Annotated in this window: 26 protein-coding genes; 14 read left to right on the top strand and 12 right to left on the bottom strand. The window is 72.5% G+C overall.

Features of this window, described 5'->3' with window-relative positions; genetic code table 11:
- Positions 1 to 9: 9 nt before the first annotated feature.
- Both ACIA8N_RS23925 and ACIA8N_RS23920 read right to left on the bottom strand, forming a co-directional pair.
- Complete coding sequence (locus ACIA8N_RS23925; RefSeq protein WP_365782492.1) at positions 10 to 384, bottom strand: helix-turn-helix domain-containing protein; 375 nt, start codon at positions 382 to 384, stop codon at positions 10 to 12.
- Between the two features lie 590 nt (positions 385 to 974).
- Positions 975 to 1,316: a helix-turn-helix domain-containing protein gene (locus tag ACIA8N_RS23920; protein ID WP_365782490.1), complete on the bottom strand. Its 342-nt coding sequence runs from the start codon at positions 1,314 to 1,316 to the stop codon at positions 975 to 977.
- Between the two features lie 97 nt (positions 1,317 to 1,413).
- On the opposite strand from ACIA8N_RS23920, the gene ACIA8N_RS23915 reads away from it, so the two are divergent.
- The gene (locus tag ACIA8N_RS23915) at positions 1,414 to 2,298 is read left to right on the top strand and encodes an NAD(P)-binding domain-containing protein (protein WP_365782488.1); all 885 of its coding nucleotides are present in this window, start codon (positions 1,414 to 1,416) and stop codon (positions 2,296 to 2,298) included.
- Positions 2,299 to 2,451: 153 nt separating this feature from the next.
- Positions 2,452 to 4,755, top strand: coding sequence for an immune inhibitor A domain-containing protein (locus ACIA8N_RS23910; protein ID WP_365782486.1), 2,304 nt, complete (start codon positions 2,452 to 2,454; stop codon positions 4,753 to 4,755).
- Between the two features lie 32 nt (positions 4,756 to 4,787).
- Here the strand turns inward: ACIA8N_RS23910 and otsB are convergent, their stop codons facing one another.
- From otsB to ACIA8N_RS23895, 3 genes are all read right to left on the bottom strand, one after another.
- Complete coding sequence (otsB, locus tag ACIA8N_RS23905; protein ID WP_365782484.1) at positions 4,788 to 5,633, bottom strand: trehalose-phosphatase; 846 nt, start codon at positions 5,631 to 5,633, stop codon at positions 4,788 to 4,790.
- 57 nt (positions 5,634 to 5,690) lie between these two features.
- A complete protein-coding gene (locus ACIA8N_RS23900; protein ID WP_365782482.1) occupies positions 5,691 to 5,948 on the bottom strand; it encodes a DUF3263 domain-containing protein in 258 nt (85 codons plus the stop codon).
- A gap of 62 nt (positions 5,949 to 6,010) precedes the next feature.
- Positions 6,011 to 7,294 (bottom strand): extracellular solute-binding protein, encoded by a 1,284-nt coding sequence (locus ACIA8N_RS23895; RefSeq protein WP_365782480.1) that lies wholly within the window; start codon positions 7,292 to 7,294, stop codon positions 6,011 to 6,013.
- Positions 7,295 to 7,513: 219 nt separating this feature from the next.
- Between ACIA8N_RS23895 and ACIA8N_RS23890 the strand changes: the two genes are divergently transcribed.
- The 3 genes from ACIA8N_RS23890 (at position 7,514) to ACIA8N_RS23880 (ending at position 10,665) form a co-directional block, all read left to right on the top strand.
- Complete coding sequence (locus tag ACIA8N_RS23890) at positions 7,514 to 8,452, top strand: ROK family protein (RefSeq protein WP_365782478.1); 939 nt, start codon at positions 7,514 to 7,516, stop codon at positions 8,450 to 8,452.
- Positions 8,452 to 9,597, top strand: coding sequence for an N-acetylglucosamine-6-phosphate deacetylase (gene nagA, locus ACIA8N_RS23885; RefSeq protein WP_365782476.1), 1,146 nt, complete (start codon positions 8,452 to 8,454; stop codon positions 9,595 to 9,597). The genes ACIA8N_RS23890 and nagA overlap by 1 nt, the downstream gene beginning before the upstream one ends.
- Positions 9,598 to 9,738: 141 nt before the next feature.
- Positions 9,739 to 10,665, top strand: a complete 927-nt coding sequence (locus tag ACIA8N_RS23880; protein ID WP_365782474.1) for a 1-phosphofructokinase family hexose kinase — start codon at positions 9,739 to 9,741, stop codon at positions 10,663 to 10,665.
- Positions 10,666 to 11,202: 537 nt separating this feature from the next.
- Here ACIA8N_RS23880 and ACIA8N_RS23875 read toward each other — a convergent pair.
- Complete coding sequence (locus tag ACIA8N_RS23875; RefSeq protein WP_365782472.1) at positions 11,203 to 12,177, bottom strand: CBM35 domain-containing protein; 975 nt, start codon at positions 12,175 to 12,177, stop codon at positions 11,203 to 11,205.
- A 95-nt stretch (positions 12,178 to 12,272) separates the two neighbouring features.
- Positions 12,273 to 13,997, bottom strand: coding sequence for a diguanylate cyclase CdgB (gene cdgB / locus ACIA8N_RS23870; protein ID WP_365782470.1), 1,725 nt, complete (start codon positions 13,995 to 13,997; stop codon positions 12,273 to 12,275).
- A gap of 191 nt (positions 13,998 to 14,188) precedes the next feature.
- On the opposite strand from cdgB, the gene ACIA8N_RS23865 reads away from it, so the two are divergent.
- Positions 14,189 to 14,713 (top strand): flavin reductase family protein, encoded by a 525-nt coding sequence (locus tag ACIA8N_RS23865; RefSeq protein WP_365782662.1) that lies wholly within the window; start codon positions 14,189 to 14,191, stop codon positions 14,711 to 14,713.
- A 42-nt stretch (positions 14,714 to 14,755) separates the two neighbouring features.
- On the opposite strand, the gene arfB is transcribed toward ACIA8N_RS23865, so the two are convergent.
- Positions 14,756 to 15,193, bottom strand: a complete 438-nt coding sequence (gene arfB, locus ACIA8N_RS23860) for an alternative ribosome rescue aminoacyl-tRNA hydrolase ArfB (protein ID WP_365782468.1) — start codon at positions 15,191 to 15,193, stop codon at positions 14,756 to 14,758.
- A gap of 126 nt (positions 15,194 to 15,319) precedes the next feature.
- On the opposite strand from arfB, the gene ACIA8N_RS23855 reads away from it, so the two are divergent.
- Together ACIA8N_RS23855 and ACIA8N_RS23850 are read left to right on the top strand one after the other, a co-directional pair.
- Complete coding sequence (locus ACIA8N_RS23855) at positions 15,320 to 15,895, top strand: TerD family protein (protein ID WP_030218636.1); 576 nt, start codon at positions 15,320 to 15,322, stop codon at positions 15,893 to 15,895.
- A 93-nt stretch (positions 15,896 to 15,988) separates the two neighbouring features.
- Positions 15,989 to 16,513: a GNAT family N-acetyltransferase gene (locus tag ACIA8N_RS23850; RefSeq protein WP_365782466.1), complete on the top strand. Its 525-nt coding sequence runs from the start codon at positions 15,989 to 15,991 to the stop codon at positions 16,511 to 16,513.
- Here ACIA8N_RS23850 and ACIA8N_RS23845 read toward each other — a convergent pair.
- The 3 genes from ACIA8N_RS23845 to ACIA8N_RS23835 form a co-directional block, all read right to left on the bottom strand.
- A complete protein-coding gene (locus tag ACIA8N_RS23845; protein ID WP_365782464.1) occupies positions 16,491 to 16,937 on the bottom strand; it encodes an NUDIX domain-containing protein in 447 nt (148 codons plus the stop codon). The genes ACIA8N_RS23850 and ACIA8N_RS23845 overlap by 23 nt on opposite strands.
- Before the next feature lie 37 nt (positions 16,938 to 16,974).
- Complete coding sequence (locus ACIA8N_RS23840) at positions 16,975 to 18,405, bottom strand: M1 family metallopeptidase (protein WP_365782462.1); 1,431 nt, start codon at positions 18,403 to 18,405, stop codon at positions 16,975 to 16,977.
- 87 nt (positions 18,406 to 18,492) lie between these two features.
- Positions 18,493 to 19,038 carry a heme-binding protein gene (locus tag ACIA8N_RS23835; RefSeq protein WP_399416778.1) on the bottom strand — a complete coding sequence of 182 codons (546 nt, stop codon included), beginning with the start codon at positions 19,036 to 19,038 and terminating at the stop codon, positions 18,493 to 18,495.
- Positions 19,039 to 19,462: 424 nt separating this feature from the next.
- On the opposite strand from ACIA8N_RS23835, the gene ACIA8N_RS23830 reads away from it, so the two are divergent.
- The 4 genes from ACIA8N_RS23830 to ACIA8N_RS23815 all read left to right on the top strand — a co-directional run bounded on the left by ACIA8N_RS23830 (position 19,463) and on the right by ACIA8N_RS23815 (position 23,162).
- A complete protein-coding gene (locus ACIA8N_RS23830; RefSeq protein WP_365783217.1) occupies positions 19,463 to 20,575 on the top strand; it encodes a sensor histidine kinase in 1,113 nt (370 codons plus the stop codon).
- The gene (locus ACIA8N_RS23825) at positions 20,575 to 21,195 is read left to right on the top strand and encodes a response regulator transcription factor (RefSeq protein WP_365783035.1); all 621 of its coding nucleotides are present in this window, start codon (positions 20,575 to 20,577) and stop codon (positions 21,193 to 21,195) included. The genes ACIA8N_RS23830 and ACIA8N_RS23825 overlap by 1 nt, the downstream gene beginning before the upstream one ends.
- A gap of 118 nt (positions 21,196 to 21,313) precedes the next feature.
- Positions 21,314 to 22,564, top strand: coding sequence for an FAD-dependent monooxygenase (locus tag ACIA8N_RS23820; protein WP_365783037.1), 1,251 nt, complete (start codon positions 21,314 to 21,316; stop codon positions 22,562 to 22,564).
- A 97-nt stretch (positions 22,565 to 22,661) separates the two neighbouring features.
- Complete coding sequence (locus ACIA8N_RS23815; RefSeq protein WP_030556354.1) at positions 22,662 to 23,162, top strand: hypothetical protein; 501 nt, start codon at positions 22,662 to 22,664, stop codon at positions 23,160 to 23,162.
- Between the two features lie 26 nt (positions 23,163 to 23,188).
- Here the strand turns inward: ACIA8N_RS23815 and ACIA8N_RS23810 are convergent, their stop codons facing one another.
- Positions 23,189 to 23,869: a pentapeptide repeat-containing protein gene (locus ACIA8N_RS23810; protein ID WP_365783039.1), complete on the bottom strand. Its 681-nt coding sequence runs from the start codon at positions 23,867 to 23,869 to the stop codon at positions 23,189 to 23,191.
- A 99-nt stretch (positions 23,870 to 23,968) separates the two neighbouring features.
- Here ACIA8N_RS23810 and ACIA8N_RS23805 point away from each other — a divergent pair, with 99 nt between their 5' ends.
- Both ACIA8N_RS23805 and ACIA8N_RS23800 read left to right on the top strand, forming a co-directional pair.
- Positions 23,969 to 25,132: an NAD(P)-binding protein gene (locus tag ACIA8N_RS23805; RefSeq protein WP_365783041.1), complete on the top strand. Its 1,164-nt coding sequence runs from the start codon at positions 23,969 to 23,971 to the stop codon at positions 25,130 to 25,132.
- A 134-nt stretch (positions 25,133 to 25,266) separates the two neighbouring features.
- Entirely contained in the window at positions 25,267 to 26,265 is a 999-nt protein-coding gene (locus ACIA8N_RS23800) for a zinc-binding dehydrogenase (RefSeq protein ID WP_365783043.1), read from the top strand.
- Positions 26,266 to 26,275: the final 10 nt, after the last annotated feature.

Here is a 26,275-nt window from a genome sequence, read left to right as displayed (position 1 = left end):
TCCGGTACCTCAGGCGTCGCTGTCGTTGCCGCCGTCGATGACTGTCAGCTCGGCGCCCTTCCTGGCGTACGGGTCGGGGGTGCCGGCGGGGATGTTCTGCACGGCCTGGCCCTGGGCGGCGCCGTTGCCGTTGAACGCGAAGTCGGGCCGGATCCGCCAGTCACGCCCATCGGGGTAGATGAACCCTGCCTCAGCGAGCTGCCGAAGAGCCCGCGACACCGTCGACTGGGACATGCCCACCTGCTCGGCGAACTTGACCTGGGTCTCCACCCGGACAAGGCCGTGGTCCTTGCGGTTCTGAAGGGCGCACATCTTGTGGAACAGCTTGTAGGACGCCCCGCTGAGGTCCGCCTCGGCGAGGGCGTCATGCGCGTCGTATCCCATCGTGGTGAACCCACCTCCCCGGAACCAGAGTCCATGCGCGACGCCGATTGACGAATGCACAGTGAGGTCCTGCATCTCGCCAGTGGCCCGGTTGACAGTCTCGATCTTGGTCACTCGTCGGGCCGCACGCACAGGGTACCTCCGGGCTGAATGAGGTCATCCAGGACTGGATGAAGAATTCACATTCGCATAGCCCAAGCGGCTTCCGCAGAGTTTCTATTCAATTTCGCATGGCCCGTGAGCATGGCTGCAACGTGATCCGCTCATACAGGCAGGTCAGAAGCTCGCCCTGGTCGGCCTGTCTTAATAGGTAAAGGGCACCCGCCGTACGGGAGCCCCTGCGGTACTCGCGATGCTCCGTTCCTCGGGGGTGCCCCACCCTCGCCCAGGGATCCTGTGGGCCGCCGCGGGCCTAGGTAGTGACATCAGAGGGAAGCGTGGCTGGGGCCGGTGGGTGGTTGCCGTGCACACGTGGCGCACGCCCGCCCGGCTTCCCCGCCGTCTGGGCGGGCTTTCGTGGGTCGAGGCCACGACGGGGCTCCTCAGGGGCCTCGCCGGACCGTCAAGCGCAGGCCCGTCCGGAGGCGGGCTCAGGGACCGGACACCCGCTCCCTCCCCCACGCCGCCAGAGGCTCCAGGGCGTCATTGAGGCGGATGCCGTCCTTCGTGAGGGCGTACTCCACGCGGGGCGGGACCTCCTCGTAGGAGACGCGGTCCACGACGCCGTCCGCCTCCATCTCGCGGAGGTGCGAGGCGAGGACCTTCTCCGTGATGCCCGGGACCAGTCGGCGCAGTTCGCCGAAGCGGCGGTGGGGCTGCTCGTGGAGGGCCCACAGAATGAGCACCTTCCACTTGCCGCCGATCACCTCCATCGCCGTGTCGATGCCGCAGATGTGGCCGTCGTCCGCTCCGGGCCGGTTCAGCGTCGTCATGTGTCCACCCTTCTGACCTGCTCGCTGACCTCAGGGTAACTGCCCACTTGGAAGTGGGTACTTGAGCAGGTCAAAGGCCTGCAGCAGCCTTGTGGTCATGGCACAGAACACCGCAGAGAAGTCCCCCGTCACCCTCCTCGGCCTCGGCGCGATGGGCACCGCCCTCGCCCGTACCTGGCTCGACGCCGGCCACCCCCTCACCGTCTGGAACCGCACCCCGTCGCGCGCCGAGGCGCTCGTCTCCGAGGGCGCGAAGGCCGCCGACAGCGCGGCCGCGGCCGTCGCGGCGAGCAGCCTCGTCATCGTCTGCCTGCTCGACGACGCCTCCGTCGGCGCCGCCCTGGACGGCGTCGACCTGGCGGGCAAGGACCTCGTCAACCTGACCACCACGACCCCCGCCCAGGCCCGGGCCCGCGCCGCGTGGGCCACGGAGCGGGGTGCCCGCTACCTGGACGGCGGGATCATGGCCGTACCGCCGATGGTCGGTGTCCCGGAGGCCGGCGGGTACGTCTTCTACAGCGGTTCGCGTGAGCTGTTCGAGCTCCACCAGGAGGCCCTGGCGGTGCCGGTCGGCACGGTCTACGTCGGCGAGGACGCCGGTTTCGCGGCGCTGCACGACGTGGCCCTGCTGAGCGCGATGTACGGCATGTTCGGGGGCGTCGCGCACGCCTTCGCCCTGATCCGCAGGGAGGACATCGACCCGTCCGCGTTCGCCCCGCTGCTCTCCGGCTGGATCGCGGCGATGGCGGGTCCCTCCGTGCTGCAGACCGCCGCCCAGCTGAAGAGCGGCGACTTCACCACGGACGTGGTCTCCAACCTGGCGATGCAGGTGGCCGGCACGCCGACGTTCGAGACGACGGCCGAGGAGCAGGGTGTGAGCCCCGAGCTGATCCAGCCGTACTTCGAGCTGATGCGCCGCCGGCTCGCGGTGGGCAGCGGCGAGGAGGACCTGACGGGCGTGGTGGACCTTCTTCTCAAGTAGCAGGGGCCCGATCACCGGTAGCCGGTCAATCGGCTACCGGTAATCGGTGCGACCCCCTCCTCCTGAGGGGTGCTCTCGTGTCAGACTCTGCGGCGATCGTTCCCCCAGGCGATCCGTTTTCCCCCTCAGGCAAGCGGAAGGATCGCAACAGACGTGAAGAAGATTGTCGTGGGCATGACCCTCGGGTCGGCGCTCACCGCCCTTCTCGCCGCGGGGCTCACCCCCGCCACCGCGCAGGAGGCCCCGGACGCCCCGGCCGGCGCCGCCGCGCACCGGCCGGACAACCGTCCCGGACCGCTCACGAAGCAGCGCACCGAGCTGCGGGAGAAGGCGATCGACCTGGTCGCCAAGGGCAAGGCCAAGGCGAACGCCGAGGGCGTCGTCGAGGTCGCGCCCGGCAAGTTCACCGAGATCGAGACCACCACCGCCGACCGGCAGGAGAAGATCTTCACGATCCTCTCCGAGTTCGGCACGGACGGCGCCGGCAAGTACGGCACCGTCCCCGGCCCGCTCCACAACGAGATAGCCCAGCCCGACCGGAGCGTGGACAACTCCAACGCCTGGACGGCGGACTTCAACAAGGCGTACTACGAGAACCTCTTCAACGGCTCCGGCGAGTCGATGAAGACGTACTACGAGAAGCTCTCGGGCGGCCGCTACTCGGTCACCAACACCGTCGAGGACTGGGTCAAGGTCCCCCACAACGCCTCCTTCTACGGCGACAACGCCATCGAGGACAACGGCGGCTCGTGGGCCTTCGTCCAGGACACCGGCGACGCCTGGTGGAATGCGCAGCTCGCGGCAGGAAAGACCCCCGCCGAGATCGACGCCTACCTCGCCCAGTTCGACGTCTGGGACCGCAACGACTGGGACCACGACGGCAACTTCGACGAGGCCGACGGCTACATCGACCACTTCCAGGCCGTCCACGCCGGCATGGGCGAGGACGCGGGCGGCGGCGCCCAGGGCGAGGACGCCATCTGGTCGCACCGCTGGTACGTCAACGGCGACGACTACGGCCTCACCGGGCCCGACGTCTCCGGCACCCAGAACAAGGCGGGCGGCGCCCGCATCGGCCAGTCCAAGTACTGGCTCGGCGACTACACCACCGAGGGCGAGAACGGCGGACTCGGCGTCTTCTGCCACGAGTTCGGACACGACCTCGGCCTGCCGGACTACTACGACACCGACGGCGGCGAGAACTCCACCGCCTTCTGGACCCTCATGAGCTCCGGCTCCTGGCTGAGCCACGGCGCCGCCGCGAACGCCGGCATCGGCACCCACCCGGGCCTCATGGGCGCCGAGGAGAAGCTCTTCCTCGGCTGGCTGGACTACACCGACGCCCCGCTCGGCACCTCCGGCACGTACACCCTCAACCCGGCGCAGCTCCAGGTCACCGGCAAGGACCAGGCGGTCCGCGTCGCGCTCCCGGACAAGGCGAGCAGCACCACCTACACCACGCCCACCTCCGGCACCCACGCCTGGTGGACCGGCTCGGCCGACGGCCTCAACCAGTCCCTCACCCGCTCGGTTCCGGCCGCCTCGCGCGTCACCGTCAAGGCGAGCGCCTGGTACGAGATCGAGGCCGACTTCGACTACCTCTTCGCCGAGTACTCCCTCGACGGCGGCGCCAACTGGGCCCGCGCGGGCGCGGCCGTCGACGGCTCCTCCGCCGGGAAGTGGACGACCCTGCGGTACGCGTACGACTCCGCGGGCAAGCCCTCCCTCTTCCGGTTCCGCTACCAGACGGACGGCGGCGTGCACTATGCCGGCGCGTTCCTCGACGACATCTCGCTGACCTCGGGCGGTACGACCCTGGCCACCGACGACGTCGAGCAGGGCGCGGGCGCCTGGACCGCCACGGGCCGCTGGAACATCTCCACCGGCACCGAGACCGCCACCTACCCGCGCTACTACCTCCTGGAGAACCGCGAGTACGTCGGCTCCGACGCGCTCCTCGCCGAAGGCCCGTACCAGTTCAGCAAGGGCGTCACCGCGCCGGACTGGGTCGAGTACTTCCGCTACCAGAACGGCATGCTCGTCTGGTACGTCGACCGGTCCTTCGACGACAACAACGTCAGCGCCCACCCGGGCGGCGGCCAGGCCATGGCCGTCGACGCCCGCCCGGCCCCGTTCCGGTACTCCGACGGGACCGCGCCCAGCAACCGGCGCCAGCCCTTCGACGCGACCTTCGGCCTGGAGGCCACGGACGCGACCTGCCTCCACAAGGAGGTCCTGGTGGGCAAGGGCGGCGGCCAGACCGTCGAGACGCAGGCGGCCTGCGCCCCCTCCGTCCCGGGCATCCCGGTCTTCGACGACACGGACCCGAACGCGTACTACGACACGTCGGCCCCGCAGGCCAGCGTGAAGGTCGCAGGACACGGCGTCCGCGTCACGGTCACCGGCGACGCCGGTGACGACCTGACGATCAGCGTGACCAACCCGGCCGCGCACTGATCATCTGCTGAGGGGGCGGTACGGGAGGGGCCTCAGGCCTCCTCCCGTACCGCCCTCGCCAGTTCCGCCAGGAACGCGACCACGCCCGCCGGGCCCCGGACCGCGAGGTCGGCGCGTTCGGCAAGCTCCGGGACCTCCGTGGAGCCGCTGCACACCAGCAGGCCCGGGGTGCCGTCGGCGCGGAGCTTCTCCACGGCGGCGAAGGCGGGCAGGTCGCCCAGGTCGTCACCCGCGTAGAGCACGGACCCGGCGCCGACCTCCCGTACGTACGCGGCCAGGGCCACGCCCTTGTCCATGCCGGGCGGCCGCAGCTCCAGGACCATGCGGCCGGGCTCCAGGACGAGGCCGTGGTGGGTGGCCAGCTCGCCGAGGGGGCCCTTCAGCGCCTCGAAGGCGCGCTCCGGGTCGAGGGCGCGGCGGGTGTGCACGGCGACCGCGCGGCCCTTCTCCTCGATCCAGACGCCCGGCCAGGCCCCTGCCCGGTCCAGGAAGCCGGGCAGCTCGGCGCGGACGGAGGCCACGCCCGGGTGCGGGGCGGCGGCCTGCACGGTGCCGGTGACGGCGTCCCAGCGCTCGGCGCCGTAGTGGCCGAGGACCACGAGGCGCTCCAGGCCGGGGACCCCGGCGAAGCCGCCGTAGCGGACGGCCACGCCGGCGGGGCGGCCGGTCACGACGGCGATCGAGGCGACCTCGGGGGCGAGGGCCGCGAGCGCGGCGACGGCGCCGGGGTGGGCGCGGGCCTGTTCGGGGTCGGGCACGATCTCGGCGAGGGTGCCGTCGAAGTCGAGGGCGACGACGGCCTTCGCGGGCCGCGCGAGCAGCGCGGCCATGCCGTCGCGGCCGGTGGACGTGGTCGGGTGCGGAAGGCTGTTGACCATGCCTCCGACCCTACCCAGGCGGGGCGCCCGCGTCAGGAGGGCCGGAGACGTGGCCGACTACCGCCGTCCCTGCTTCTCCTCCCGGACCCGGCGGAGCCGGTTGACGGTCACCGGGTCGTGGGCGAGGGCGCGCGGGTCGTCGAGGAGGGCGTTGAGCAGCTGGTAGTAGCGGGTCGGCGAGAGGCCGAGCCGCTCGCGGACGGCCCGCTCCTTGGCGCCGGGGCCGGGCCAGGAGCGGCGCTCCACGGCCAGAACGGCCCGCGCGCGCTCGCCGAGCCCGCCCTCCGTGACTTCCTCTTCCTGCTCGTCGGTCATAGGACCAACTTATTACTCGGCGTTCCCGGCCGCCGTCCCACTCGGCGGCCTCGGCAGCCGTCCTACTCGGCGGCCTCCGCCGTCGTCGCCATCCGGCCGATCGAGCCGAGGACGTCGGCGGGGCGCCCGGCCGGGGTGACGGCCTTGCCGATGTTCTGCTTGACGTTCTCGCTGACCTTGGCCCAGGACGTCTTGCCGACCGGCGGGAGCTGGCTGTCGGGGAGGGTCTTGAGGAAGACGCGCAGGTCGGCGTGTTCGGGCTCGGTCTCCATGCGGCTGGAGGCGCTGACGGTGACCGGCAGGAGGTCGTTGTCGCCGGCGAACTTCAGGACGTTGTCGTCGGCGAAGACGAAGTTGAGGAAGGCCCCGATCTCCTTGCGGTGACCGTTCTGCTTGAAGCCCATGATCCAGTCGGCGACGCCCATGGCGGCCTTCGGCGGGCCCTCGACGCCGGGAAGCGGGACCTGGCCGACCTTGACGCCCTTCTTGGCGGCCTCCTGGAGGAGCGAGGGGTGGCCGTTGAGCATGCCGACCTCGCCCTTCGCGAAGGCGGCGAAGGCGGCCTTGCGGTTGAGCTTGCCGGGGGCGACGGGCCCGGTGAGCCCCTTGCCGACGAGGTTCTTCTTGAGCCAGTCGAAGGTCTTGATGTTGGCGTCGGAGTCGACGGCGTAGCGGTCGGTGGCGTCGGTCCAGCCGCCGCCACCGCTGAGCAGCCACATCAGGGCCTCGGCCTGGGCCTCCTCGGGGCCGAGCGGCAGCGCGAAGGGGGTGCGGACACCGTTGTCCTTCAGCTTCTCGGCGGCTTCGGCGAGCTCGGCCCAGCTGGTGGGGGCCTCGATCCCGGCCTCGTCGAAGAGGGTCTGGTTGTAGAAGAGGGGCCGGGTGGAGGCCACGAAGGGCAGCCCGTACTGGGTGCGCTTGTACTCGCCCGCCTCGACGAGCGGGGCGAGGAAGTTGGCCTGTACGGGGATGGTGAGGAGTTCCTCCGCGGCGTACAGGTCGCCGGCGGCGGCGTAGTCGGCGTAGGCGCCGATCTGCGCGATGTCGGGGGCCTTGTCGGCCTCGACCATCTCGGCGACCTTGCGGTCGACGTCGTCCCAGGACTCGATGCTGATCTCGACCTTGATGCCGGGGTGCTGGGCCTCGAAGGCGGCGACGAGGTCGGTCCAGTACTTCTCGGTGGTGTCGCCACCGGTGAGGTCGTAGTCGGCCGCGACCAGTCTGAGGGTCACGTCGCCGGAGTCGCCTCCGAGTGAGCCGCAGCCGGTCATGGTCGCCGTCAGGCCGAGTGCGGCGGCGGCCGCGGTCAGTCCAAGGAATCGTCGCCGCTCCACGGCTTCATCCACCTTTTGCTCGTCGTTGAGCTGCTTCGAGCCCCAGGTTTGCTCTGCGCAGGGCCGTAAGTCTCTCTCGCGCGCGTGCATGAGGTCTACACCACTCGGGTATCACTTCCGCAACGCCGGGGGGACCATGAGGCCATGACGGGTCCCGGATTTGTATCCGTACGCAACAATCCTCGGCAGTGGACTAGACCTTTTGGGTGCCCGCGCGCCAGACTGTCCCCCGTGAGACACGTCATCGCCCTGGATGTGGGCGGCACCGGCATGAAGGCCGCCCTCGTCGGGGCGGACGGCACCCTGCTCCACGAGGCCCGCCGCGCCACCGGGCGCGAGCGCGGCCCCGAGGCCGTCGTGGAGACGATCCTCGACTTCGCCGCAGACCTCCGCACCCTCGGCCACGAGCGGTACGGCGAGCCCGCCGCGGCCGCCGGAGTCGCCGTCCCCGGCATCGTCGACGCGGAGAACGGCATCGCCGTCTACGCCGCCAACCTCGGCTGGCGCGACGTTCCCATGCGCGAACTCCTCAGCCGCCGCCTCGACGGCGTCCCCGTCGCCCTCGGCCACGACGTCCGCACCGGCGGCCTCGCCGAAGGCCGCATCGGCGCGGGCAACGGCGCCGACCGCTTCCTCTTCGTCCCCCTCGGCACCGGCATCGCCGGTGCCATCGGCATCGGCGACCGCATCGAGGCCGGCGCCCACGGCTACGCCGGCGAGATCGGCCACATCGTCGTCCGCCCCGGCGGTACGGAGTGCGGCTGCGGCCAGCGCGGCTGCCTGGAGCGGTACGCCTCCGCGTCCGCCGTCTCCCAGGCCTGGGCCGAGGCGAGCGGCGACCCGGAGGCCGACGCCGCCGACTGCGCCAAGGCCGTCGAATCCGGCGACGCCACGGCCCTCCGGGTCTGGCAGGACGCCGTCGACGCCCTCGCCGACGGACTCGTCACGGCCCTCACCCTGCTCGACCCGCGCACCCTCATCATCGGTGGCGGACTCGCCGAGGCCGGGGAAACCTTGTTCACACCACTACGGGCCGCGGTGGAGGAACGAGTCACGTTCCAGAAGCTGCCCGCCATCGTGCCGGCAGCCCTCGGGGACACCGCCGGATGCCTGGGCGCGGGCCTCCTCGCCTGGGACCTTCTCTCCCTCGACTCGGAGGTTTCCGCCTGATGGCCGATCACAAGGTTCTCACCGGCGCACGCGTCGTGCTGCCCACCGGGACGGTCGAGAACGGACGCGTGATCGTCGCGGGCGACCGGATCACGGGCTCCGCCCCCGAGGGCGCCCCGGCCATCGACCTGACCGGCCACTGGCTCGTCCCCGGCTTCGTCGACATGCACAACCACGGCGGCGGCGGCGCCTCCTTCACCTCCGGCACCGTCGACGAGGTCCTCAAGGGCATCCACACCCACCGCCTGCACGGCACCACCACCGTCGTCGCCTCCTTCGTCACCGGCGAGATGGACTTCCTCAGCCGACGGGCCGGACTGCTCTCCGAGCTCGCCGAGCAGGGCGAGCTCGCCGGCCTCCACTTCGAGGGCCCGTTCATCTCCCCCTGCCGCAAGGGCGCCCACGACGAGACGCTGCTCCGCGACCCCGACCCCGCCGAGGTCCGCAAGCTGATCGACGCCGCCCGCGGCCAGGCCAAGATGGTCACCCTCGCCACCGAACTGCCCGGCGGCCTCGACTCCGTACGGCTGCTCGCCGAGCACGGAGTGATCGCCGCCATCGGCCACACCGACGCGACGTACGAGCAGACCGTGGCGGCCATCGACGCGGGCGCCACCGTCGCCACCCACCTCTACAACGCGATGCCCGGCCTCGGCCACCGCGCCCCCGGCCCCATCGCCGCCCTCCTGGAGGACGAGCGGATCACCGTCGAGCTCATCAACGACGGCACCCACCTCCACCCCGCCGCCCTCGAACTCGCCTTCCACCACGCGGGCCCCGAGCGCGTCGCCTTCATCACCGACGCCATGGACGCCGCCGGCTTCGGCGACGGCCGCTACATGCTCGGCCCCCTGGAGGTCGAGGTGAAGGACAGCGTCGCCCGCCTCGTCGAGGGCGGCTCCATCGCAGGCTCCACCCTCACCCTGGACCGCGCGTTCAAGCGCGCCGCCACCATCGACGGCCTGCCCGTCGAAGCCGTCGTCCAGGCCATCTCGGCCAACCCGGCCCGCCTCCTCGGCGTGTACGACCGCGTCGGCTCCCTGGAGCCCGGCAAGGACGCCGACCTCGTCGTCCTCGACGCCGGGTTCGACGTCAGGGGCGTCATGCGCAAGGGCGAGTGGATCGTCGACCCGACGGCGGTCTGATCAGGAGTCACACGGAAGGGCGGTCGGCCGCGGGTCTGGGCCAACCGCCTTTCGTTTGGCATGATCAGTGCCCGTCGGAACACACGTTCCGCGGCACTTCACACGCCATACGCATGACGGACGACGGAGGGTGGACAGGTCGTGATCCTCACGGTCACCCTCAACACGGCCCTTGACCTGACCTACCGGGTCCCCGCCCTCACCCCGCACGCCTCGCACCGGGTCACCCAGGTCATCGAACGCCCCGGCGGCAAGGGCCTCAACGTGGCCCGCGTCCTCGCCGCCCTCGGGTACGAGACCGTCGCCACCGGCTTCTCGGGCGGCGCCACGGGCGGCGTGCTGCGGGACCTGCTCGCGGCGACCCCGGTCCGGGACGAACTGGTCGGGACGGCGGGCCCCACACGCCGCACGGTCGCGGTCGTCGACACGACGACGGGCGACACCACCCAGCTCAACGAACCCGGGCCCACCGTCACGGCCGACGAGTGGGCCGCCTTCCGCACCCGCTTCACGGAGCTCCTGGACGGCGCCACGGCGGTCGCCCTCTGCGGCAGCCTCCCGCCGGGCATCCACGTCGGCGCGTACGCGGAACTCGTCCGCCTGTCCCGCGCGGCCGGAGTCCCCGTCCTCCTCGACACCAGCGGCGAACCACTGCGGCGCGGCATCGCCGCCCGCCCCGACCTGGTCAAGCCCAACGCCGACGAACTCGCCCAGCTCACCGGCTCCCGCGACCCGCTGCGCGCGACCCACGACGCACGGGGCCGGGGCGCCCGCGCGGTCGTCTCCTCGCTCGGCCCCGAGGGCCTGCTCGCCGCGACCCCCGAGGGCCTGTGGCGCGCGACCCCGCCCGCCGCCGTGAAGGGCAACCCCACGGGCGCGGGCGACTCGGCCGTCGCAGGCCTCCTGTCGGGCCTGGTGGACAAGGCCCCCTGGCCCGAACGCCTCACCCGGGCGGTCGCCCTCTCGGCGGCGACGGTGCTCTCCCCGGTGGCCGGCGAGTTCGACCCGACGGCCTACGGGGAGCTGCTGCCCCGGGTGAAGGTGACGGCGGAGTCGGGCTCCCAGTAAGCCTCACTCCATCGCGCGCCCGCCGTCAGCAGCGCTCCGCCGACTGGGACCTCAGGCAATGCGACCGAGCGTCACGCACCTGTCGGCGACCCACCTCTTCGTCCCGTTGTAGTTGAGGGGAGTCCAGGTGTTGTACGTGGCAGTCTCATTGGAGCACCGGTAAGAGCCACCGGTCACCCGTCCTGTGCACGTGGCCGTCCAGCAAGGGACCGTGTCGGGGGTCCCGGTACCCAGAGCGTGAATCCGGGCGATCACGGTAGAGGTAGTCGAGGTCGACGCGCGAACGTTCCAGTCGACTCCTGCGTAGGCTCCCGATACGGCTGCAGATGCCGAAGGTGTCGCCCCGAGGAGCAGACTCGACGCCAGCACAGCGATCGAGGCGATCTTCCCTACAACACGCACCTTTGGGCCTCCCCGACAGTCCGGCGCACCCTCACGTCCAGCGAGAAGGTGCTTGATCGGTAACCGATCCTACGGACTGCAAATGGGGAGGTAAACGAACTTTCGGCCATGTGCAGGAACGAACGAGGCGAGTCCTCAGTCCGCCTGAGCCTGCGTGACCTCGAGCCAGTCGAGCAGCACGTCACACTGGTTGCCCGCCTCGCACGAGATCCGGATCTCGTTGTCGCCCTTCTGGAGGGTGACCGGCGCCCAGGTGGTCTGCCAGTTCTTCTCCAGGTTCGGGTCCGAGGAGTGGATGAAGTTCTTCAGTCCGATCGGCTGCGAGTTCGCCTTGCCGTTGACCGTCAGGGTCGCGTTGGCGTCGACGGCCGGGATGGCGTAGCGCACGGTCAGACGATAGTTGCCCTTCACCGGCATGTTCGCCTTCCAGGTCACCGAGGAACCGACCTGGTTGAAGCCCGCGACGTACGTGCCGTTCGAGCCCTCGGCGCCCTTCACGTCCTTGGCGAGGGCCGCGGTGCCGCCCAGCTTCAGCGTGGCCGCGTCCTGCTTCGGGAGCTCGACGGAGGTCTCGGCCGCGCTGGGCCCGGTGCTCGGCTCTTCGGAGGGCTTCACAGGCGCGGTCGACGGCGTGCCGCCACCCGCCTGGCCGCCCTTGTCGTCCTCGTTGCCGTTGTTGTTGATCACGGCCGCGGTGATGCCGATCACGACGACCGCGACGACCGCGACCGCGCCGATCAGAAGGCCCTTGGTGTTCGGGCCGCGGCCGGAGCCGCCGCCGCGCTGGGGCGGGATCGAGGACTGCGGGCGGGTCTGCTGCCCGCCGTACGTCTCGGGCGCGGCGTACTGCGCCTGCGGCTGGCCGTACGGGGCCTGCTGCTGCGGCGGCACGTACGGCGGCTGCTGCTGCTGGCCGTACTGGCGCTCGCCGACCGTCCTGACCTGGTTGTACGAGGTCCGGGGCACGCCGGGCTGAGCCGCCGCGGGGCCGGGGTAGCCGTAGCCGCCACCGCCCGGGGGCTGGGCGCCCGCTGCCTGACCGTCCGCGTACAGGTAGCCGAACGGGTCGTCGTTCTCGGGCTTGTTCGCGCCGTCGTTACCGGCAGCCATCCGGGTTCCTCTCCATGCTCGCCAGCCGTCGCCGACCGGCCGAGCCTACCTCGAACGGACCAGCCCCCGAAGCGGCCCCGGGCGTGTCAAGGGCCTCAGCCGGCGCGGCGGTGGACCTTGGCGCGGGAGCGTTTCTCCACGTACATCCGCTGGTCGGCGGAGTTCAGGACCTCTTCCACCGTCATCCCGCACTCGGCCCATCCGATGCCGAAACTCGCGCCGACCCGGACGGCCCGCCCGTCCACCCTGATGGGCGGGATGATCGCGTTGCGGAGGCGTACGGCCAGGTCGGCGGCGTCGGCCGCGCCGAGGCCGTCGGCGAGGACGACGAACTCGTCCCCGCCGAGCCGGGCCACGGTGTCCCCGTCGCGCACGCCGGTGGTGAGCCGGCGGGCGACCTCGATGAGGACGGCGTCACCGGTGTGGTGGCCGAAGCGGTCGTTGATCGACTTGAAGCCGTCGAGGTCGCAGAAGAGGACGGCGAGCCCCTTGGTGCCGTCGTCGGTCTCGCCGCTGGAGGGGGCGACGGTGTGGACGTGGTGGTCGTAAGGACCGGCACCGCCCGCCGGCTCGAAACCGAAGCCGTGCTCGTGCGCGGGCTCGTACGGCCGCGGTTCGTAGCCGGAGTCGTACGACGGGTCGTAGCCGCCGCCGTGACCGGTCTCGTACGTGCCGCCCTCCCGCTGGGCCTCGTAACCGGCGTAGGGGGCGTACGTGGCCTGGTCCCCCGCCGCCGCCGGGCGCTCGCAGAGCCGGGCGGAGAGCCGGGAGCGCAGTTCGGCGCTGTTCGGGAGGCCGGTGAGGGCGTCGTGCGAGGCACGGTGGGCGAGCTGGAGCTCGTGGCGCTTGCGCTCCTCGATGTCCTCGACGTGGGTGAGGAGGAAGCGGGGGCCGTCGGCGGTGTCGGCGACGACGGAGTTGCGGAGGGACACCCACACGTAGGTGCCGTCGCGCCGCCCGAGCCGCAGCTCGGCGCGGCCGCCCTCGGCGGAGGTCCTGAGCAGGGTCCCTATGTCCTCGGGGTGGACGAGGTCGGCGAAGGAGTAGCGCCGCATGACGGAGGCGGGCCGGCCGAGGAGCCGGCACAGGGCGTCGTTGGTGCGGAGCAGCCGGCCGTGCTGGTCGCCGCCCATCTCGGCGATGGCCATGCCGGAGGGCGCGTACTCGAAGGCCTGCCGGAAGGACTCCTCGCTGGCGCGGAGGGCCTGCTGTTCCCTTTCGAGCCGGACGAGGGCCCGCTGCATGTTGGAGCGGAGCCGTGCGTTGCTGATGGCGATGGCCGACTGCGAGGCGTACATCTGGAGCGCCTCCTGGCCCCAGGGGCCGGGGTGCCGGCCGTTGCGCGGACGGTCGACGGATATGACGCCGAGGAGTTCGCGGCCGGAGCCGGAGGCGTACATGGGGGCGTAGAGGCGGTCGTGGGGGTGCCACTCGTCCTCGAAGCGGGGCGCGGGGCCGTCGGTGTGCCACTGGGGGACGTCGTCCTCCATCAGGACCCAGCCCTCGGTGTGCGGGATGAACCGCAGGTCGCCCCAGGCGTCGGCCATGGAGAGGCGCCGCTCCCAGGCCTCGCGGGAGCCGACGCGGCCGGTGATCAGGGCCTCGGCGGCGGTGCTTCCGGCGAAGGCGGCGACGACGAGGTCACCGTCGGGGCGTACGAGGTTGACGCAGGCCAGCTCGTAGTTGAGACCGGCGACGACACCGTCGGCGACGGTCTGCAGGGTGTCCGCCAGGCTGCGCGCAGTGTTGAGATCCGCCACGACCTGATGCAGCTGCCGCAGGGTCGAGAGACGGACGTACGGCTCCGACTCGGTCTCCATCGCTCGCTCTCCCCGAGACCTCGACAGCAACTCCAGGGTTCTCATCGGCTTCGTGTTGCACTGTCCCTGCCACTGAATCACAGCGAGCTGCGCACCCGGTACACAGGGTCAGCAAATACTCGCCTCTGTGACTCAAGTCACAGCAGTTCAGGGCGGGTCGCGCGAACCCTCCGGGGACGGGCGTCGCTCGCATCCCGATCCCTCATGCTGAGGGGGTGAGCAACGACGATTTCCGGGCGGCGATGTCCCGCCTCGCGGCGGGCGTGGTCCTGGTGACCGCGCACGATCCCGACGACGGCCCGCGCGGCGAGGACGTCGGCATGACCGCCACCGCCTTCATGTCGGTCTCCCTCGAACCACCCCTGGTCCTGGTCAGTCTCCGCGAGGGCTCCCGCATGGACGACCTGCTCACCGACGTCCCCGTCTGGGCGGTGTCGATCCTCTCCGAGGGCCAGCGGCACATCGCGGGGCGCTTCGCGATGAAGAACCGGGTCAGCGACCGGCTCCTCTTCGCCGACCTGCCGTACACCCGCGGCGAGGTGAGCGGCGCCCCGCTCATGGGCGGCGCGCTCACGACCCTGGAGTGCCGCACGGAGAGCCGTGTCGTGGCCGGCGACCACACGCTCGTCGTGGGCCGGGTCCTGACGGTCGGCGCCGTGACCGCGACCGGCGGCCCGCTGACGTACTACCAGGGGAAGTACCGGCACCTGTCCTGAAGGTCTGACGATCCTGAAGCTCCTGAAGCTCCTGAAAAGTGCTCAGCCCCAGTCGCGGGACTGGCGGGTGCGCTTGGTCTCCGACCGCTGCTTCTTCTCGCGCAGCCGCCGCTCGTTGATGCCGCGCGGGATCTTCGTCGCCCTGCGGGGCTTCGGCGGCGGGGCCGTCGCCTCGGCGAGCAGCGCGGCCAGGCGGACCGCCGCCGTCTCGCGGTTGCGCCACTGGGAGCGGTGCTCGGACGCGCGGACCGTCACGACGCCGTCGACCAGGCGGGAGGCGAGCCGCTCCAGGGCGCGCGCCTTCCACACCTCGGGCAGCGCGGACGTGGCCGCGAGGTCGAAGCGCAGCTCGACCTGCGTGTCGCTGGTGTTCACATGCTGTCCGCCCGGGCCCGACGAACGCGAGAAACGCCACTGGAGCTCGGCCTCGGGGAGCGAGACGGAGCCGCGAACGGGATAGGGACCGGACATGCCCTCCATGTTCCCCGCAGGGGGCCATCGGAGTCATCCTGTTTTCGCCACACCCCCGACGGGAACATTCGGGAACCGCCGGAGGCGCGCACGCGTTCCTCCAGGCGACGGACATCACGATGAAAGGGACTTTCCATGGCTGTGAGCCTGTCCAAGGGCGGCAACGTCTCTCTGACCAAGGAGGCCCCGGGCCTCGCCGCTGTCACCGTGGGCCTCGGCTGGGACGTCCGCACGACCACCGGCACCGACTTCGACCTCGACGCCTCCGCGATCGGCGTGGACGGCGCGGGCAAGGTCGCGTCCGACGCGCACTTCGTCTTCTTCAACAACAAGTCGACGCCGGACCAGACCATCGTCCACACCGGTGACAACCGCACCGGCGAGGGCGGCGGCGACGACGAGCAGATCAACGTCAACCTCGCGGCCCTCCCGCCGAACGTCGACAAGATCGTCTTCCCGGTCTCCATCTACGACGCGGTGAACCGCTCGCAGAACTTCGGCCAGGTGCGCAACGCGTACATCCGCATCCTCAACCAGGCCGGCGGCGCCGAGCTCGCGCGCTACGACCTCTCCGAGGACGCCGCCGTCGAGACCGCCATGGTCTTCGGCGAGCTGTACCGCAACGGCGCGGAGTGGAAGTTCCGCGCGGTGGGCCAGGGCTACGCCTCGGGCCTGGAGGGCATCGCCCGCGACTTCGGCGTCAGCCTCTGACGTATCCGTAGGACGCGTCAGCTCCTGACGTATCCGTAGGACACCCCGTAGAGCCCCGGCCGGGATCGCCCGCCGGGGCTCTACCCTTGCCGCGTGATCGTCGAAGCCCTCGTGCCCAAGGCCCTGGAGGACGGTGCGGCGCTGCCCGGCGCGCTGCTCACCGAAATCACCGCGCTCTACGCGTCCGACGAGGAGTTCCAGCAGCTCAGCGGCGACTTCCCGGACCCCTCCGACATCCGTCCCGAGCAGGTCGCGGCGGCCCTCGCCGACGAGCTCTCCCGGCCCACCGCCGAGGTCCTCCTCGCCCGCTCCGAGGGCCGGCTCGTGGCCCTCGCCGTGATCCTCGGCCGCCACCCCGACCCGGCGGAACCCGAGCCGTGGCTCGGGCTGCTCATGGTCCACGCGGACGAGCGGCGCGCGGGCCACGGACGCCGGCTCGCCGCGTACGCCGAGGACCGCTTCCGCGCCGAGGGCCGCACCGGCCTCCGGCTCGCCGTCCTGGAGAACAACCCGAAGGCGCTCGCCTTCTGGTCCTCCCTCGGTTACGAGGAGACGGGCCGCCGCCCCGACCTGACGCACGGCCGCCCGTGCGTCGTCATGCGCAAGAGCCTGCGCTGACACCGATCAGGGACAGCGCGTCGGCCGCCGCCGGGGACAGTTCGGCCGCCGTGAGCCCGGCGAGCGGACGCCACGCGACGGCCTCCGTGCTGCCCTCCGTCTCGGTGACGACGAGCGGGCCGCCGGGCGCGAGCTCCACCGCGTAGAAGAGGGCCACCAACTGCCAGGACACGCCGTTGCGGTGGGCGGCGTACGTCCGGGCGTCGACGAGCCGGGCACCGGCGAGAGCGCGGCCCGTCTCCTCGTACAGCTCGCGCGCCAGCGCCTCCACCGGCTGCTCGCCGGGGTCTATGCCGCCGCCGGGCAGGTGCCACAGTCCGGGTTCGAAGACGGGCGAGGCCTCCGAGAGCCGGGCCAGGAGCAGCCGGTCGCGCTCGACGGCCATCGCGTAGGCCGAGACGCGCTTCTGTACGGACGTTTCCACGGGGTCCCTCCGGGGTTCGGTGCTGTCGGGCGGGCGGCTAAGGCTTCTTCGGCTTCCCGTCGCCGTACAGCCACACCTTCCACAGCCCGTCGAGGTCCTTCCCGGCGACGCTCTCCGCGTAGGCCGTGAAGTCGGCGGTGGAGGCGTTGGCGTGACGGTACTTCGCGGGCCAGCCGCGCAGGATCTCGTCGAAGGTCTTGTCCCCGACGGTCTCGCGGAGTTTGTGGAGGACCATGGCGCCGCGCTGGTAGACGGGCGGGTCGAAGAGGTTCTCGGCGGAGGGCGGGGCGGCCGGCGGGAAGGACCAGTTGATGTCCTGGGCGAACTCCCGGGCGAAGGTGGCACGCGCGGGGACGTGCTCGTACTCCTCCGCGTACAGCCATTCGGCGTAGGTCGCGAAGCCCTCGTTCAGCCACAGGTCCCGCCAGCTCGCGGGGGTGACGGAGTTGCCGAACCACTGGTGGGCCAGCTCGTGGACGAGGGTCGTCCGGTCGAAGGAGGCGGCGGGGAAGACGGGCCGGGTCTGGGTCTCCAGTGCGTAGCCGAGGGTCCCGTCCTCGGCGACGATCGCCCCGGCGGCCGAGAAGGGGTACGGGCCGAAGCGGCGGGTCTGCCGGGCGAGGATCTTCGGGATCTCGTCGAGGAGCGCGGCACTGCGGGCGGCGACGGACCGCTCGGCGGCGGTCAGGACGGGGAGGGAGCCGGACGGGGCGGGGGCCGCCGAGCCCTGGGCGGTCGAGGCCTCCGTCCTGTACCGGCCGATCGCGACCGTCGCCAGGTAGCTGGCCATCGGCTCGGGTGCGTGCCACTCAGTCGTCACGCGGCCGTCCTTCCCCGTCCGGCGGGCGGTTCGCACGCCGTTGGAGAGTGCTTCGAGACCGGCGGGGACGGTGAGGGTGATCTCGTACGCGGCCTTGTCGGAGGGGTGGTGGTTGCCGGGGAACCAGGTCATCGAGCCCGACGGCTGGCCGACGGCGACCGCCCCGTCGTCGGTGCGCAGCCAGCCCTCGCGGGTGCCGTCCGCGTCCGTGACGGGCTCGGGCACGCCCGCGTACGTGACGGTCGTCCGGAACTCCCTGCCCTCGGGGATCTCCTGGCGCGGCCGGAGCGTCAGCTCGTTCCCCGCTCGGTTGACCGCGGCCGTCGTGCCGTCGACGGACGCCCCGTCGACCGTGAGCCCGGCGAGGTCGAGGTTGAAGGCGCTGAGGTCCTGGGTGGCGCGGGCGGTGATCTCGGCGGTGCCGTCGAGCCGTCCGCTGCGCGGGTCGTAGGAGAGGGTCAGGGCGTACTGCCGCACGTCGTAGCCGCCGTTCCCGAGCTTCGGGAAGTACGGGTCGCGCAGCCCGGCGGCCCCGGGCGCCCCCCGGACGCCGCCGGTGGCCCCGGCGGTGCAGCCGCCCGCGAGCAGCGCGAGGGCGGTGAGGGCGGCGGCCAGGGACGCGGCCGCTCGGGGCCGGCTGTGGTTCACACATCGATCCTAAGCAGGCCGGATGCGGAAAAGGCGATGGCGCCCGGCGGGGGATCCGGGCGCCATCACCAGTCGTGGGGCCGTGGGTCAGTTCGCGAGGGCGGCGACTCCGGCCTGGGCGAACTTCTCGTCGAGGTCGCCGGAGGGGGCGCCGGCGACGCCGATGGCGGCGATGGGGGCGCCCTGAGGATTGCCAGTGGCGACGGGGGCGCCGCCGGCGAGGAAGAGGGTGCCGGGGATGTCCTTGAGGGTGGGCGCGTTGGTGAGGCGCTTGACCAGCTCGGAGGTGGGGGCGTTCCAGGAGACGGCGGTGAAGGCCTTCTTCACGGCGGACTCGTAGGACTGCGGGCCGGCGCCGTCGCCGCGGAGGGTGACGAGGGTGTTGCCGTTGCGGTCGACGACGGCGACGGAGACGCGCTGGTTCTCCTTCTCGGCGGCGTCCAGAGTGGCCTGCGCGGCCTTCGTGGCGGCCTCGATCGTCAGGTGCGTCGACTGCTGCAGGTTGCCGTTGGCGGCGTCGGCCATGACGGCCGCGGGGGCGGCGGCCGGGGCGGAGGCGTTCGCGGAGACCGCGCCGAAGGTGCCGGCGGCGAGGACGGCGGCGGCGGTGGCGCCGAAGAGGATCTTCTTCATGAGGAACTCCGTGAGGGTGAGGAGGTGGGGCGGGTGAGGCGGCAGGCCGTGGGGCCGTGAGCCGGAGGCTTGAGCGCCGTGACCGGGCCTTGAGGCCCGGGGGCCGAGCGGTGGGGCGGCTCGTCCGCCTCGTTCGCTCTGACATCCATCCTGTGGCCGGAACCAGGGCCGTCCGGTCCACGGTCCGGCTGCCCTCCTCGCGCACACTGGAGGACGGCCGGGTCAGCCGATCGGCTGATGCCGTCGTGGTCCCTCCGGGCCAGGATGGACTGATATCCCCAGGTCAAAGGGGGGGGAAAGCACCAGAAGGGCAGAAGGACAGGAGGGCGACGACGTGACACGGCCGAAGGCACAGCGCGGCGGCACCGCGGCCCGCCCGGCGGAGACCGAGCGGGACCCCGACGCCCCCTGGCTGGCACGGGTCATGCACATCGCGTTCTTCCTCCTCCTCGGCGCCTCGCTCGCCCGCTTCCTGCTGCGCCACCCCTGGGAGGACCGCAGCCCCTGGATCGTCGCCCTCTCCGGCGCCCTCGCCTCCCTCTACCTCCTCGGCCCCGTCGTCGGCACCCGCGCCGCGCCCCGCCGGATCGCCTGGCTGAGTACGGTCGTCGCCGTCTGGATCCTCCTGGTCGTCCTCGCCCCCAGCTTCGCGTGGTGCGCGGTGCCGCTCTTCTACACGGGCCTGCGCACCCTCCCGGCGCGCGCCGCGCTCGGCCTGGTCACGCTGCTCACCGCGTTCGTGGTGTTCGCGCAGGTGCAGCTGGCGCACGGCGGCTGGGACCCGAACCTGATCGTGGCGCCGCCGGCCGTCGCCGCCATCGCCACCGGGGTGTTCGTGTACTCCGACCGGCAGGCGGCCCGCCAGCGGGCGCTGATCGACGCCCTGATCCGCACCCGGCGCGAACTGGCCGCGATCGAGCGCCGCGAGGGCACCCTCGCCGAGCGCCAGCGGCTCTCCATGGAGATCCACGACAGCCTCGCGCAGGGCCTGTCGAGCCAGCAGATGCTGCTCCAGGCGGCCGACCGCACCTGGGACAGCGACCCGTCGACCGCCCGCCGTCATGTCCGTACCGCCGAGTCCATCGCCGAACGCAACCTGGCGGAGGCCCGCCGTTTCGTGCACGACCTCGCGCCCGCCGACCTCGCCGGGGGCGGCGGCCTCGAAGAGGCCCTGCGGGGCCTCGCCACCCGCGAGTCGGCGGCCTTCCGGGTCGACGGGGCCGCCGTGCCGCTGCCCGAACGGGTGCAGTCGGCGCTGCTCCGCATCGCGCAGGGCGCCCTCGCGAACATCCGCGAGCACGCCGGAGCCGAATCCGCCGCCGTGACCCTCACGTACCTCGACGACCAGGTGGTCCTGGACGTCGCCGACGACGGCCGCGGCTTCGACCCGGCCGCGAAGCCCGGCGGGGTGCGCGGCCACGGACTGCCCGCGATGGGCGTGCGCGCGCGGCAGCTCGGCGGCACCCTGACAGTCGAGTCCACCCCGGGCGAGGGCACGGTGCTCTCGGCCGCGATCCCGCTCTCCCTGGAGTCCTGATGTCCGTACGGATCCTGCTCTGCGACGATCACGTCGTCGTCCGCGCCGGGCTGCTCGCGCTGCTCGGCAGCACCCCCGACATCGAGGTGGTCGGCGAGGCGGGCAGCGGTGAGGAGGCGGTGGCGATGGCGGCGAAGCTGAAGCCCGACGTCGTCCTGATGGACCTCCAGCTGGGCGCGGGCATCGACGGCGTGGAGGCGACCCGCCTGATCGCGCCGACCGGCGTCCACGTCCTCGTCCTCACCACGTACGACACGGACGCCGACATCACGCGCGCGATCGAGGCGGGCGCGACCGGCTACCTCCTGAAGGCGGAACGGCCGGAGGAGCTGTTCGCCGCGATCCACTCGGCCGCCCAGGGCCGCACCGCCCTCTCCCCGCCGGTCGCCAGCCGGGTCATGGACCGGATGCGGGGCGCGGCGGCCCCGAGCCTCACGGACCGGGAGCGGGACATCCTCGGCCAGCTGGGACGCGGCCTCGGCAACCGCGAGATCGCGCGGGCGCTGTTCATCAGCGAGGCGACGGTGAAGACGCACCTGGGCCGGATCTACGCGAAGCTCGGCGTCGACACGCGGGCGGGCGCGGTCGCGGTCGCCAAGGAGCGCCGCCTGCTGCCGTAGGGAGCGCCGCCTGCTCCCGTAGGACGTGTCATACGGATCGCCGGGCTCGCGGCGTCCGGCACGCGCCGCCTCCGCCACTGCTACTGTGCGCTACTGCTCGACCGCATGGCGTCATGCCATGCCCCGGTTCTCAGTGGGAGCGCACGTGAAGCTCGCGATCGTCGGCGGCGGCCCCGCCGGCCTCTACCTCTCGATCCTGCTGAAGCGGCAGGATCCCTCGCACGACGTCACCGTGTACGAGCGGAACCCGGCGGGCTCCACGTACGGCTGGGGCGTGACGTACTGGGCGGGGCTCCTCGACAAACTGCGCGCGGGCGACCCCGAGTCCGCGGCGGCGGTCGCCGAGGCGTCCGTGACCTGGAACGACGGGGTCGCGATCGTCCGTGACGAGCGGACCGTCCACCGGGGTGACGCGGGCTTCGGCATCGGCCGCCGGCGGATGCTCGCGCTGCTCGCGGACCGGGCCGGGGAGCTGGGCGTACGGGTGGAGTTCGAGCACGACATCTCCGGCCCCGACGCTCCCGAACTGGCCGGGGCGGACCTGGTCGTCGCCGCCGACGGCGTGAACAGCGTGCTGCGCGAGGCGCACGCCGGGCACTTCGGCAGCGAGGTCACGAGCGGCCGCAACCAGTACATCTGGCTCGGCACCACCAAGGTCTTCGACTCGTTCAGCTTCGCCTTCAAGGAGACCGAGCACGGCTGGATCTGGTGCTACGCCTACGGGTTCAGCGGCGAGCGTTCCACCTGTGTCGTCGAGTGCTCGCGGGAGACGTGGACCGGTCTCGGTCTCGACACGCGCGGCGAGGGCGACAGCCTGCGCCTCCTGGAGAAGCTGTTCCACGACCTCCTCGACGGGCACGAGCTGATCGGCCGGGAGCGGGCCGACGACGCCGCCCAGTGGCTCACCTTCCGCACCCTCACCAACCGGGTCTGGCACCACGGCAACCTGGTCCTCCTCGGCGACGCCGCCCACACCACCCACTACTCGATCGGCGCGGGCACCACCCTGGCCCTGGAGGACGCCCTCGCCCTCGCGGAGGCCCTGCGGGGCCCGGGAGGCGGCCACGACGCGGCCTCCCTCGACGCCGCCCTCACCACGTACGGCAGGCGGCGCCGCGCCGAACTCGTCTCCGCCCAGAGCGCGGCCCGCTACAGCGCCCGGTGGTACGAGAACCTCCCCCGCTACATGGGCCTCGAACCGGCCCGGATGTTCGCCCTCCTCGGCCAGCGCCACTCACCGCTGCTCCCGCACATCCCGCCGCAGCTCTACTACCGGATCGACCGGGCGGCCGAACAGCTCGAACCGCTGCGCCGCCTCAAGCGCTGGCTCGGCCCCCGGGTGGCGAGGGCGGTCCACGGCCGCCGCTGAAGCGAGCCGATGCCCCCGCGGCCTCGCGTACGAGCGCGGCCCGACGCCTCCGGCCTCGCGTACGAGCGCGGCCCGGGGGCGTGACACCATCAATCCCGTGCTCGACATCGGCTACTCCCTCTCGCGTCGCTTCCCCGACCCGCCGCAGACCGACTACCGCCACGCGGACGTCCACGCCCTGCGGCACGACCTGTTCTGCGGGGACGTGTACCTCGCCGACACCGAGGCGGACCGCGAGGTGTCCACAGCCTGGGGATGGGTGCCGGTGCTCGACTTCGCGTGGGCCCTGTGCGACATCGTCGAGCAGCTCGACCAGGACCCGCGCGGCAGCCGCGCCTCCCAGCCCCAGTACGCCGAACTCGACTTCACCGAGTCCTCGGACCGCATGCTCTTCGAGCGCCGCTTCGGCTGGGTGGACGTCGAGGCCGACTGGATGCCGGGCGACGAACCCCCCGTCACCTTCAGCCACGCCGCACTGCGCCGCGAGGCCCGCGACTTCCTGCACGACCTGATCGCCGACCTCACCGACATGCACGAGGGCCTCGCCGACAACCCGGCCGTCTGGTCCCTCCAGGCCCGCTTCCCCCGCCTGCCGTAGGGGCCCCTCAGGGCCCGTCCCCGGCGTCACTCCTCCACCCGCACCCCCAGCCGCGCCGCGAGCACCGGCGCGAGGTCGAGGAGCTGCGCCGTCGAGATCACGGCCCCCGCGAGCGACTCCACCCCACGCTCGATCTCCAGGCGCTGCACCCCTCTCAGGTCCACGTCCTTCAACCGCGCCCCGGTGAAGTCGACCCCGGTCAGGACACAGTCCACGAACTCCACCCGTTCGAGCACCGCGCCCCCGAAGTCGAGATCGCTCAGCACGCACCCCTCGAAGACGACGTCCCTCAGCTTCGCCGACCGCAGGTTCAGATAGTCGCTCTTGCCTCCCCGCACCACGACTCTCTCCAGGACCGCCCCGTGCAGCTGCGCCCCGCCGAGCCGCGCGTCCACCACCTCCACGTCCCGCAGCTGCGCCCCGGCCAGGACCGTCCCCACCCCCTTGACCCCGGTCAGCACCGAGTCGAGGAACCGGGCCCCCGACAGCCGCGCCTCGTCGAGCCCGCACTCCCGCAGCGCGCAGTCCAGGAACCGCGCGCCCTCCCCCGACTGCCCCGCCAGGTCGAGTCCGGCCAGTTCCAGCCCGTCGTAGTCCCCGTCGGGCTCGAGCCCGCCCCCGTACGCCTCCAGCGGCGGCAGCCGCACCTCCGGCCGCCGGGCCCCCGCCACCCGCGCCCGCTTCTTCGGATCCCGCGTCGTCGCCATGCCCCCATGGTGATGTACACCACTGACAATGCCCCCGATGTCACGAACGCGACCCCGCCGCCCGTCGCACCCTCGGAACCCGACACGAGGGAGACGGACATGCGGAAGCTCACGATCATCGGCGCCGGCTTCGCCGGACTGACCGCGGCCATCACCGCCGCCGAGGCCGGCACCCGGGTCACCGTGCACGAGGCGCACCGGACCCCCGGCGGCCGGGCGCGCACGGCCGAGGGCCCGTACCGCACGAACGAGGGCCCGCACGCGATCTACAGCGGCGGCCCCCACTGGACCTGGCTCAAGCAGCGCGGCCTCCTCGGCCCGCTGGCCCCGCTGCCCGCCGCGGAGGGCCTCCGGTTCCGCTTCCACCGCGCCGGCGCCCTGCGCCGCACCCCGCCGCTCGGCATGCTGCGCCAGTCCCTCCGTACCGCCCAAGACGCCCCCGTGGACCTCGACTTCCACACCTGGGCCGCCGGGATCGCGGGCGAGCGGGTGGCGCGGGAGGCCGCCTCGTACGCCGGGGTCGCGCTCTTCCACCACGACCCCGGCGCGCTCTCCGCGCGCTTCGTCCAGGAACGGCTGCACCGGGCCGCCGCCCTGCCGCCCGAGGCGCACTACGTGCGGGGCGGCTGGGGTCAGCTCATCGAGCGGATGATCGCCCGCGCCTGGGAGACGGGCGTACGGATCGAGACGTCGTCGCGCGTCGACGGCCTGCCGCTCGGCGAGGGGCCTGTGATCGTCGCCACCGCCCTGCCGGCCGCGGCCCGGCTCCTCGGCGACCCGTCGCTGACCTGGGAGAGCGGCCGTACGGTCCTGCTCGACGTGGCGCTTCGCGGCCGGCGGGGCGACCCGTTCGTGATCTCCGACCTGGACGCGCCCGGCTGGATCGAACGGTTCACGGCACAGGACCCGACGCTCGCCCCGGCCGGACAGCAGCTGATCCAGGCCCAGCTGCCGATCGGCCCCGGCGCGGCCAAGGCGGACGGCGTCGCCCACGCCGAACGCCTCCTCGACCTCGGCTTCCCCGGCTGGCGCGAACGGACGGTGTGGCGGCGGGAGTCGGTGTCCCAGGGCCGTACGGGCGCGGTGGACCGCCCCGGCACGACCTGGCGCGACCGGCCGGCCGTCGACAGGGGCGACGGCGTGTACCTGGTGGGCGACCAGGTGGCGGCGCCCGGTGTCCTGTCGGAGGTGTCGTTCACGAGCGCGGTGGAGGCGGTGTCCCTGGCGCTGCGCGCGGACAGCCGCGCCCTGAGGAGGGCTTGACCTCAAGCCCGCTTGAGGTCGGAGGCTTTCCCCTGGCACCACCGCCCATGCTCCACCGGGACTCGGGCGCGACCCACGCACGACCACGACCACGATCACGACCCGCGCTCGCCGCCGATGACAGGGGAACCGTCATGCACGCCATCCGCCTCCACGCCTTCGGACCCGCCGAGAACCTCACGTACGAGGAGACGCCCGACCCCGTGCCGGGCCCCGGCCAGGTCCGTATCCGGGTCGCGGCGGCGGGCGTGCACCTCCTCGACACCGCGCTCCGCGAGGGGATGCCGGGCCCGTTCCCCGCGCCCACCGCGCTCCCCACCGTCCCCGGCCGCGAGGTCGCCGGCACCGTCGACGCCCTCGGCGAGGGCACCGACCCCGGCTGGCTCGGCAGGCGGGTCGTCGCCCACCTCGGCATGGCCCCCGGCGGTTACGCCGAACTCGCCGTCACCGACGCCGCCCGCCTCCACGCCCTGCCCGACCACGTCGGCGAGGCGGAGGCCGTCGCCATGATCGGCACCGGCCGCACCACCCTCGGCATCCTGCAGTTCACGGCGCTCGGCCCGGACTCGATCGCGATCGTCCCGGCCGCCGCCGGAGGCATCGGCACCCTGCTCGTCCAGTACGCCAAGAACGCCGGCGCCACCGTCATCGGCCTCGCCGGCGGCCCCGCGAAGGTCGCGCTCGTCCGGGAGAACGGCGCCGACCTGGCCGTCGACTACAAGGAACCCGACTGGGCGGAGAAGGTCCGCGCGTACCTGGACGGCCGCACCGCCACCGTCGTCTACGACTCGGTCGGCGGGGACACCGGCCGGGCCGCCGTCGCCCTGCTCGGCAAGGGCGGCCGGCACGTCGTCTTCGGCTGGTCCGGCGCCGGTCTCCGCGACGGCGAACCGCTCACGTTCACGCCGGAGGAGCTCGCCGCCCGTGGCATCACCTCGGAGTCGGTCCTCGGCCCCGTCATGATCCAGAAGGCGGGCGGTGATGTCCGCAACCTCGAACTCGCCGCCCTCGAAGCGGCGGCCACCGGCACCCTCCGCCCGGCGGTCCACCGCTTCCCGCTCTCCGACGCGGCGGGCGCCCACCGCGCCCTGGAGACCAGGGGCACGACGGGCAAGGTGGTCCTGGTGCCGTGAGGCGGCACCG

This window comes from Streptomyces sp. NPDC051822 (assembly GCF_044452745.1).
GTDB lineage: Bacteria > Actinomycetota > Actinomycetes > Streptomycetales > Streptomycetaceae > Streptomyces.
The sequence above is the reverse complement of the archived record's forward strand: the minus strand, read 5'-3'. Positions and strand labels throughout refer to the sequence as shown.

Coding starts and splice junctions, on each gene's coding strand:
- ACIA8N_RS23925 (WP_365782492.1), bottom strand. CDS start 384: ATGGGATACGACGCGCATGACGCCCTCGCCGAGGCGGACCTCAGCGGG.
- ACIA8N_RS23920 (WP_365782490.1), bottom strand. CDS start 1,316: ATGACGACGCTGAACCGGCCCGGAGCGGACGACGGCCACATCTGCGGC.
- ACIA8N_RS23915 (WP_365782488.1), top strand. CDS start 1,414: ATGGCACAGAACACCGCAGAGAAGTCCCCCGTCACCCTCCTCGGCCTC.
- otsB (WP_365782484.1), bottom strand. CDS start 5,633: ATGGTCAACAGCCTTCCGCACCCGACCACGTCCACCGGCCGCGACGGC.
- ACIA8N_RS23900 (WP_365782482.1), bottom strand. CDS start 5,948: ATGACCGACGAGCAGGAAGAGGAAGTCACGGAGGGCGGGCTCGGCGAG.
- nagA (WP_365782476.1), top strand. CDS start 8,452: ATGGCCGATCACAAGGTTCTCACCGGCGCACGCGTCGTGCTGCCCACC.
- ACIA8N_RS23875 (WP_365782472.1), bottom strand. CDS start 12,177: ATGGCTGCCGGTAACGACGGCGCGAACAAGCCCGAGAACGACGACCCG.
- cdgB (WP_365782470.1), bottom strand. CDS start 13,997: ATGGAGACCGAGTCGGAGCCGTACGTCCGTCTCTCGACCCTGCGGCAG.
- arfB (WP_365782468.1), bottom strand. CDS start 15,193: ATGGAGGGCATGTCCGGTCCCTATCCCGTTCGCGGCTCCGTCTCGCTC.
- ACIA8N_RS23855 (WP_030218636.1), top strand. CDS start 15,320: ATGGCTGTGAGCCTGTCCAAGGGCGGCAACGTCTCTCTGACCAAGGAG.
- ACIA8N_RS23835 (WP_399416778.1), bottom strand. CDS start 19,038: ATGAAGAAGATCCTCTTCGGCGCCACCGCCGCCGCCGTCCTCGCCGCC.
- ACIA8N_RS23830 (WP_365783217.1), top strand. CDS start 19,463: ATGCACATCGCGTTCTTCCTCCTCCTCGGCGCCTCGCTCGCCCGCTTC.
- ACIA8N_RS23825 (WP_365783035.1), top strand. CDS start 20,575: ATGTCCGTACGGATCCTGCTCTGCGACGATCACGTCGTCGTCCGCGCC.
- ACIA8N_RS23820 (WP_365783037.1), top strand. CDS start 21,314: ATGCCCCGGTTCTCAGTGGGAGCGCACGTGAAGCTCGCGATCGTCGGC.
- ACIA8N_RS23810 (WP_365783039.1), bottom strand. CDS start 23,869: ATGGCGACGACGCGGGATCCGAAGAAGCGGGCGCGGGTGGCGGGGGCC.
- ACIA8N_RS23805 (WP_365783041.1), top strand. CDS start 23,969: ATGCGGAAGCTCACGATCATCGGCGCCGGCTTCGCCGGACTGACCGCG.
- ACIA8N_RS23800 (WP_365783043.1), top strand. CDS start 25,267: ATGCACGCCATCCGCCTCCACGCCTTCGGACCCGCCGAGAACCTCACG.